Source organism: Serratia sp. 506_PEND (genome assembly GCF_001076875.1).
GTDB classification, from domain to species: Bacteria; Pseudomonadota; Gammaproteobacteria; order Enterobacterales; family Enterobacteriaceae; genus Serratia; species Serratia marcescens.
On the sequence record NZ_JVEL01000399.1, the window covers coordinates 24,596 to 32,513 of the forward strand.

10 protein-coding genes are annotated in these 7,918 nt (G+C 57.4%); 8 read left to right on the forward strand and 2 right to left on the reverse strand.

All coding sequences use genetic code 11. From position 1 onward, the window contains the following. Window positions 1-54 precede the first annotated feature (54 nt). Window positions 55-1,035: a nitrilase family protein gene (locus tag ADK28_RS14545; protein ID WP_033640923.1), complete on the forward strand. Its 981-nt coding sequence runs from the start codon at window positions 55-57 to the stop codon at window positions 1,033-1,035. Window positions 1,036-1,125: 90 nt separating this feature from the next. Here ADK28_RS14545 and ompX read toward each other — a convergent pair whose 3' ends face one another. After that, entirely contained in the window at window positions 1,126-1,644 is a 519-nt protein-coding gene (gene ompX, locus ADK28_RS14550; RefSeq protein WP_004939201.1) for an outer membrane protein OmpX, read from the reverse strand. Window positions 1,645-2,044: 400 nt separating this feature from the next. On the opposite strand from ompX, the gene rhtA reads away from it, so the two are divergent. Together rhtA and nanQ are read left to right on the forward strand one after the other, a co-directional pair. Further along, window positions 2,045-2,932: a threonine/homoserine exporter RhtA gene (rhtA, locus tag ADK28_RS14555; RefSeq protein WP_004939202.1), complete on the forward strand. Its 888-nt coding sequence runs from the start codon at window positions 2,045-2,047 to the stop codon at window positions 2,930-2,932. Window positions 2,933-3,064: 132 nt separating this feature from the next. Then, entirely contained in the window at window positions 3,065-3,532 is a 468-nt protein-coding gene (nanQ, locus tag ADK28_RS14560; protein WP_016928512.1) for an N-acetylneuraminate anomerase, read from the forward strand. Here the strand turns inward: nanQ and ADK28_RS14565 are convergent. Further along, on the reverse strand, window positions 3,514-4,065 hold the full coding sequence (locus tag ADK28_RS14565) for a shikimate kinase (protein WP_048795959.1): 552 nt from the start codon (window positions 4,063-4,065) through the stop codon (window positions 3,514-3,516). The genes nanQ and ADK28_RS14565 overlap by 19 nt on opposite strands. A gap of 357 nt (window positions 4,066-4,422) precedes the next feature. Between ADK28_RS14565 and dps the strand changes: the two genes are divergently transcribed. The 5 genes from dps (at window position 4,423) to glnQ (ending at window position 7,897) form a co-directional block, all read left to right on the forward strand. After that, window positions 4,423-4,926 (forward strand): DNA starvation/stationary phase protection protein Dps, encoded by a 504-nt coding sequence (dps, locus tag ADK28_RS14570; RefSeq protein ID WP_004939215.1) that lies wholly within the window; start codon window positions 4,423-4,425, stop codon window positions 4,924-4,926. Window positions 4,927-5,066: 140 nt separating this feature from the next. Beyond that, window positions 5,067-5,333 (forward strand): DksA/TraR family C4-type zinc finger protein, encoded by a 267-nt coding sequence (locus ADK28_RS14575; RefSeq protein WP_033640926.1) that lies wholly within the window; start codon window positions 5,067-5,069, stop codon window positions 5,331-5,333. 339 nt (window positions 5,334-5,672) lie between these two features. Next, window positions 5,673-6,416, forward strand: coding sequence for a glutamine ABC transporter substrate-binding protein GlnH (gene glnH, locus ADK28_RS14580; protein WP_019454486.1), 744 nt, complete (start codon window positions 5,673-5,675; stop codon window positions 6,414-6,416). 102 nt (window positions 6,417-6,518) lie between these two features. Then, on the forward strand, window positions 6,519-7,178 hold the full coding sequence (gene glnP, locus ADK28_RS14585; RefSeq protein ID WP_004939229.1) for a glutamine ABC transporter permease GlnP: 660 nt from the start codon (window positions 6,519-6,521) through the stop codon (window positions 7,176-7,178). Then, on the forward strand, window positions 7,175-7,897 hold the full coding sequence (glnQ, locus tag ADK28_RS14590) for a glutamine ABC transporter ATP-binding protein GlnQ (protein WP_004939230.1): 723 nt from the start codon (window positions 7,175-7,177) through the stop codon (window positions 7,895-7,897). The genes glnP and glnQ overlap by 4 nt, the downstream gene beginning before the upstream one ends. Window positions 7,898-7,918 lie beyond the last annotated feature (21 nt).

A 7,918-nucleotide genomic window follows, 5' to 3' on the forward strand; every position in this document is an offset into this window, starting at 1 on the left:
ACAGTAATCAATCCACCTGCTGTAATCAACGCAGACCCTAACCGGAGAGACCCCATGACCATCTCATTGCGCGCCGCCACGGTGCAATTCCAGCATCGCGCCAACGATAAAAATTACAACCTGTCGACCATCGAGCGCTTTATCGCTCAGGCGGCCGAGCAGCAGGTACAGCTGCTGGCCTTCCCGGAAATGTGCATCACCGGCTATTGGCACGTACGCCATCTGTCCGACGCCGAAGTGCGGGCGCTGGCGGAACCGATCGCGGCCAGCCCTTCGCTGGCGCGCATTCGCCCGCTGGCGGAGCGTTACAACATGGCGATCGGCGTCGGGCTGATCGAGCTGGGCGATGACGGCCGTTGCTACAACGCCTACGCCGTATGCCTGCCGGACGGCGCGCTGCATGTGCACCGTAAACTGCACGCCTTCGAACATCCGGCTCTCGCCAGCGGCGATCGCTATACGGTGTTCGACACCCCCTGGGGCGTGCGCGTGGGCGTATTGATCTGTTGGGACAACAATCTGGTGGAGAATGCGCGCGCGACGGCGCTGCTGGGCGCGGAGGTGTTGATGGCCCCGCACCAGACCGGCGGCACCCATTCGCGCAGCCCGCACGGTATGAAGCCGATCCCACAGGCGCTGTGGCAGCGGCGAGCGGAAGATCCGCAGGCGATAGAAGCCGCCTTTCGCGGCGAACACGGCCGCGGCTGGCTGATGCGCTGGCTGCCCTCGCGCGCTCATGACAACGGGCTGTTTTTGCTGTTCAGCAACGGCGTGGGCCGCGATGACGATGAGGTACGCACCGGCAATGCGATGATCCTCGATCCCTACGGCCGCATCGTGGCGGAGACCTGGGCGGCGGAGGACCGGCTGGTCAGCGCCGATCTCGATCTGACGCTGATCCCGCTCAGCACCGGCCGCCGCTGGATTTACGGACGCCGCCCCGAGCTGTACGGTTTACTGACCGAACCGCAAGGCTATGAGCGCGATGCCCGCAGCGCGCGCTTTTCGACGCAGCCGACGGGGCGCGGCGGCTAATGACAGATAAAAAAAATCCGCCCGAAGGCGGATTTTTTATCCGCGCGGCAACCTGTGCCGCGCATTCACGCCCGCAGGCATGAAGAAATCTTAGAAGCGGTAGCCTACGCCAACGTTCCAGCTGCCAACGTCCACGCTGCGGATGCGGCTCTGCTCGTAGCCAACGTCCAGGGCAACGTTTTCGATTGGGTTGAACTGCAGACCGGCACCGTAGGTGAAGCCGTAGTCGCTGTTGCCACCTTTGTTACCGCCAGCCTGGGCGTTGTCGATGTTTTTGCCGTAGCCAACACCGATCACACCGTAGATGCTCGCCCAGTCGTTGAAGCGGTAAGCTGGACCTGCGGTGATGGAATCGTACTGAGATTTCTTGTAGAAACCGCTTTCAGAACGATTTTTTTCCAGGTGGGTGAAGGAGCCGATCACACCCAGTGGGTTGTTGTCGAACTCGTAACGGTATTTCAGGTTGAAACCGTTGGCCTTGTTAGCAACGCCTTGGAGATCACCCTGCGCATAGCCAGCGGATACGGTGCTCTGACCAGCGAATGCGGTACCTGCGCTAACTGCTAATACGCAAGCTGCTACTGCGGAAAGACATGCAATTTTTTTCATAACCACCTCAAACGCGTTTTATTATTAAGTACATCCATTTGTTCATGCTTTGAAAATATAACAAAAATTAGCGTGAAACTCTGCCTTGAAATGAGTGTCTAATGCTTTATATCGTGTAACAGAAGATTTCAAGAACAGTGTATCTGCTTCTTTTCGCTCTATTTTCGGCCGTATTCTACGGCGTTCTGTGACAAAAATCACCAATTTAATATCCAGATAATTCTTAAGAAAAAGCGCACTTTTTGACCAAATTCGCCACATCTCATCCGAGGATCGGCGGATTTCACCGCGATGCGCGCTTTTCTCAGACAGATTTTCGCCATTTCATTTACACTGCTCGCATCCCCGTTTCGACCGTTTTCTCAAGGCTGAGGAACGGCGCAAAAAAGGCCCGTTAAGGATGTCGTTATCTACTTCCGGCAGAGCGCCCTCCGCGCTGCTGCCCATCTGTCTGTTAATCATCGCCATGGTGTCTATCCAAAGCGGTGCCTCGTTGGCCAAAAGCCTGTTCCCGATCGTGGGCGCGGAAGGCATTACGACGCTGCGTCTTTTCATCGGCACCCTGATTCTGTTCATTATCTTCCGCCCGTGGCGTATGCGCATCGTCGCCGGCAGCCGCTTGCCGCTGCTGATTTACGGCCTGTCGCTCGGCGCGATGAACTACCTGTTCTACCTGTCGCTGCGCACCGTGCCGCTCGGCATCGCCGTGGCGTTGGAGTTTACCGGCCCGTTGGCGGTGGCCATGTTCTCGTCGCGGCGGCCGATCGACTTTCTCTGGGTGGCGCTGGCGATCGCCGGGTTGTGGTTCCTGTTGCCGCTCGGCCACGGCGTGGGCGGGATCGATCCGTTCGGCGCCGCCTGCGCGCTCGGCGCCGGCGCCTGCTGGGCGGTCTATATCATTTTCGGCCAAAAGGCCGGCGGCGATCACGGCCCCGGCACGGTGGCGCTCGGTTCGTTGATCGCCGCGTTGGTGTTCTGCCCGATCGGCGCCTGGCAAACCGGCAGCGTGCTGTTCAACCTCGATATTCTGCCGGTCGCGCTGGCGGTGGCGATCCTCTCCACCGCGCTGCCTTATTCGCTGGAGATCATCGCGCTGCCCAAAATTCCGGCGCGCACTTTCGGCACCTTGATGAGCCTGGAGCCGGCGATGGCGGCGCTGTCCGGCATGCTGTTCCTCGGCGAACACCTGAGCGGCGTACAATGGTTGGCGCTGGCGGCGATCATCGCCGCCTCCATGGGTTCCGCCCTGACCATTCGCCCCAAACCGCGCCTCGAAAGCCTTTCCTGATCGCCTGACTCGCCTGCCGACCGCAACGCCGGAATGCAGGCGGGTTAACTGTTTTCCTCGTGACAAATCGGCATACTTCCCCTTAGCCTGTATCGCAGGCTCTTTGGACTTTCGCTCACATGGAGAATAACAGTGATTCACAACAGCCTGTTCAACCCACGCTTCGGCCGCGGACTCGCGCCAGCGCTGGTTTCAACCCTGACCGAGTTGCGCCGATGCGACCTGCCCGAACTGGCGCTGGGCCATCACCCGATCGACGGCGATAACATCTTTATGGACGTGATGACGCTGACCACCGTGCCGGCGGCGGAAAAGCGTGCCGAAATGCATCAGGAGTACATCGCGCTGCATCTGCTGATCAGCGGCGAAGAACGCATCGAATACGGCCTGGCGGGCGACTGGCATCGCGAACATCCGCATGCAGAAAATAGCGACCTGCTGCTGCTGGACATCAAACGCCACCCGCAAACGCTGCACATGACGCACGGTATGTTCGCGATCTTTTTCCAGATGGAACCGCATAAGACCGGCTGCCTGTGGCAGCAGCCGCAGCACGTCAAGAAAGCGGTGGTGAGGATCCATCACCGCCTGCTGCTGTGAGCCTGCGGCAGCGCCCGTAGAAAATCGGCGGCCTGGCGGGGAGAGCGCAAGCGCTTGAAACGGCGTCCGGCGTCGGGACGGGCCATCTCCGCCAGGTATTTTCGCCGGTTCTTCGAGTAAGTGCGGATCGTCCACAGCACGATCGACTCGCGGCTAAAGAAAGAACGGCGGAAGCTTTCCCGATTGCCGGTGCCCGGCCACAGCTCGCTTTTGCTGGCCGCGCGTCGGCACGCGCGCCGCACGGCTTGCCACAACGTGCGGCAGAAACCGTAGTCCAGCCACAGGATATAATCGACCTCGCGCCACTTGATCGGTTGCGTGCGGCTGTAATTGCCGTCCAGCACCCAGCCATCCCCCGCTTCGGCCAGCGTCTGTTCAAGCCGCGCCAGGAACGCGTCATCGGGCGTTCCCTGCCATTCGGGCCGCCAATACAGCCTGTCCATCTCGATATAGGGCACGCCAAGCCGTTCCGCCAGTTGACGCGCCAGGGTGCTTTTACCGCTGCCGCTGGTGCCGACGACGTTAATTTTCATTATTCGCCTATAAAGAGAGAGGATAATTGCCCTACTGTAGCGGCATCAATTACCGCTATCAATATGAATGGATGAGAAATTAACACCACGATAACAAAGCGGATATTTAGCCGAAACCCGCAGGCGAAAAAATAAAATAACCAAGGTAAATTTTCACAGCCATAAATAATAAATCAGTGAATGATGAATAATTATATTTTTCATGCTGTTGCATTAAATAAAAATTCAACCAGACCAATTATTCGTAGGCTAACCCTATTTGTGCAATAGCCATTTTCGTCCGGCAAAAATAAACAGCCCTGCTATAATTGATCCCGTAACGAAATAGGACAACGACTAATCAAGAGGATATCTGATATGAGTACCGCTAAACTGGTGAAAACGAAATCTTCTGATCTGCTGTATACCCGTAACGATCTGGACGAAAAAGTTAAACTGGCCGCCATCAAGGCGCTGAACCATCAGGTCGTGCAATTTATCGATCTTTCGTTGATCACCAAACAGGCGCACTGGAACATGCGCGGCGCGAACTTCATTGCGGTCCATGAAATGCTGGACGGCTTCCGCACCGCTATCATCGAGCATCAGGACACCTTCGCCGAACGCGTGGTGCAACTGGGCGGCGTGGCGCTGGGCACCGTACAGGTGGTGAACGATCGGACGCCGCTGAAAAGCTACCCGACCAATATCCACAGCGTGCAAGAGCACCTGAAAGCGCTGGCCGATCGCTACGGCGCGGTCGCGAATGACATCCGCAAAGCCATTACCGAAGTGGAAGACGAAGACACCGCCGATATGTTCACCGCCGCCTCGCGCGATCTGGACAAATTCCTGTGGTTCATCGAATCCAATATCGAATAACGCGAAAGCGTTGCAGATCGCCCGTTGTTCCGGGCAGCGCAGGCTGGGCTTCGCCCGGCCTGTTTTCTTTTGCACGACCGTTGCATTGTACAAAAAACGGCCCATATTAAACGGTAGGGTTTCCTTGTCAGGAGGTGATGATGGCCAGCGGCTGGGCGGCGGACGGCGCCGTACAAGATCAGATTGATTCCACCGTCGACGATGCGGTGCAGCGCGCGCGTGAAGCGCTCGGGCACGGCGAGAGCGAACGCTATTGCCAGGAATGCGGAGAACCGATCCCCGAGGCGCGCCGCAAGGCGTTAAAAGGCGTGCGTTATTGCCTCGCCTGCCAGACCGAACAAGACAAAAAACACGCGGCCACCAGCCTGTACAACCGGCGCGGCAGCAAAGACAGCCAGTTGCGTTAGCATTATCTGCTCCCCTTTTTCTCCTCTCGCGGCCCCCGCTTGCACCGTCGGTGCATCATGAAAGTTAGAGTTAGTTATCAATATTGAAGCAAAAACGTTAAAGAACGGTTGTTTCACAGCCAAAATTTGGTTAATGATAGCCCCGTGCACCAAGATAATTCTTACGCACCATTTTAGTGCCTCATTGTGGTGCACAACCATAACAATTCGCCTTTCCGGCACAACATCACGAAGTAACTCTTTGTTTTTATAGTAGTTGAAAACATGGCACGATTTTTTCATGGCACCAACTGCAATATAAAAAATGGGTAATCCGCAACCTGTACAGGAATTCCTCTCATGAAGTCGATTTTTAAAGTCTCCCTGGCCGCACTCTCTCTGGCCTTTGCCGTAAGTTCCCACGCAGCAGACAAACTGGTGGTCGCCACCGACACCGCATTCGTTCCTTTTGAGTTCAAACAAGGCGACAAATACGTCGGCTTCGACATCGACCTGTGGGCCGCCGTCGCCAAAGAGCTGAAGTTGGACTACACCCTGAAACCGATGGACTTCGGCGGCATCATTCCGGCGCTGCAGACCAAAAACGTCGATCTGGCGCTGGCCGGCATCACCATCACCGATGAGCGCAAGAAAGCCATCGACTTCTCCGACGGTTACTACAAGAGCGGCCTGCTGGTGATGGTCAACGCCGACAACAACAGCGTGAAAAGCATCGACGATCTGAACGGCAAAGTGGTGGCGGTGAAGAGCGGCACCGGCTCGGTGGATTACGCCAAGCAGCACATCAAAACCAAGGATCTGCGTCAGTTCCCTAACATCGACAACGCCTACATGGAACTGGGCACCAAGCGCGCCGATGCGGTGCTGCACGACACGCCAAACATCCTATACTTCATTAAGACGGCCGGCGCCGGCAAGTTCAAAACCGTCGGCGATTCGCTGGAAGCGCAGCAGTATGGCATCGCCTTCCCTAAAGGCAGCGACGCGCTGCGCGAGAAGGTGAACGGCGCGCTGAAAACCCTGCGCGAGAACGGCACCTATAACGAAATCTACAAGAAGTGGTTCGGCACCGAACCTAAGTAAGCTGTGAATTTGGCAAGCTATTAACTTAAGCACAGGGGGCGCTTAACCCCCTGCGCTTCGTTGTATCTGATACCCACGTTTGGGATCACCGGGAGAAATATCATGCAGTTCGACTGGAGCGCCATCTGGCCCGCCATTCCTATCTTGTTAGAGGGCGCCAAAATGACCCTGTGGATTTCGGTCCTCGGTCTGATTGGCGGCCTGATCATCGGCCTCGTCGCCGGCTTTGCCCGCACCTACGGCGGTTGGATCGCCAACCACATCGCGTTGGTGTTTATCGAAGTGATCCGCGGCACGCCGATCGTGGTGCAGGTGATGTTCATTTACTTCGCCCTGCCGATGGCGTTCACCGATTTGCGCATCGATCCGTTCACCGCGGCGGTGGTGACCATCATGATCAACTCCGGCGCCTACATCGCGGAAATCACCCGCGGCGCGGTGCTGTCTATCCATAACGGTTTCCGCGAGGCCGGCCTGGCGCTCGGCCTGTCGCGCCGCGAAACCATCCGCTACGTCATTATGCCGCTGGCGCTGCGCCGCATGCTGCCGCCGCTGGGCAACCAGTGGATCATCAGCATCAAAGACACCTCGCTGTTCATCGTGATCGGCGTGGCGGAGCTGACCCGTCAGGGTCAGGAAATTATTGCCGGTAACTTCCGCGCGCTGGAAATCTGGAGCGCCGTGGCGGTTATCTATCTGATTATTACCCTGGTGCTGAGCTTCGTGCTGCGTCGTCTGGAAAGAAGGATGAAAATCCTGTGATTGAATTTAAAAACGTCTCCAAGCATTTTGGCCAAACCCAGGTGCTGCACAACATCGATTTGAAGATCGACAAAGGCGAAGTGGTGGTGATCATCGGGCCGTCCGGCTCCGGCAAATCCACCCTGCTGCGCTGCATCAACAAGCTGGAAGAGGTGACCAGCGGCGATCTGATCGTCGACGGCCTGAAAGCCAACGATCCGAAAGTGGACGATCGGTTGATCCGCCAGGAAGCCGGCATGGTGTTCCAGCAGTTCTATCTGTTCCCGCACCTGACGGCGCTGGAAAATGTCGCCTTCGGCCCGATCCGCGTACGCGGCGCGAAGAAGTCCGATGCGGAAAAGCTGGCGCGCGAGCTGCTGGCCAAGGTCGGTCTGGCGGAGCGCGCCCACCATTACCCGTCTGAACTGTCGGGCGGCCAGCAGCAGCGCGTGGCGATCGCGCGCGCGCTGGCGGTGAAGCCGAAAATGATGCTGTTCGACGAGCCGACCTCCGCGCTCGATCCGGAACTGCGCCACGAAGTGCTGAAGGTCATGCAGGATCTGGCCGAAGAAGGGATGACGATGGTCATCGTCACTCATGAAGTCGGCTTTGCCGAAAAAGTGGCGTCGCGCCTGATCTTTATCGACAAGGGCCGGATTGCCGAAGACGGCAATCCGCACGATCTGATCAATCATCCGCCAAGCCCGCGTCTGCAGGAGTTCCTGCAGCACGTGTCCTGATCCAGGCGGTTTAACGGCGGG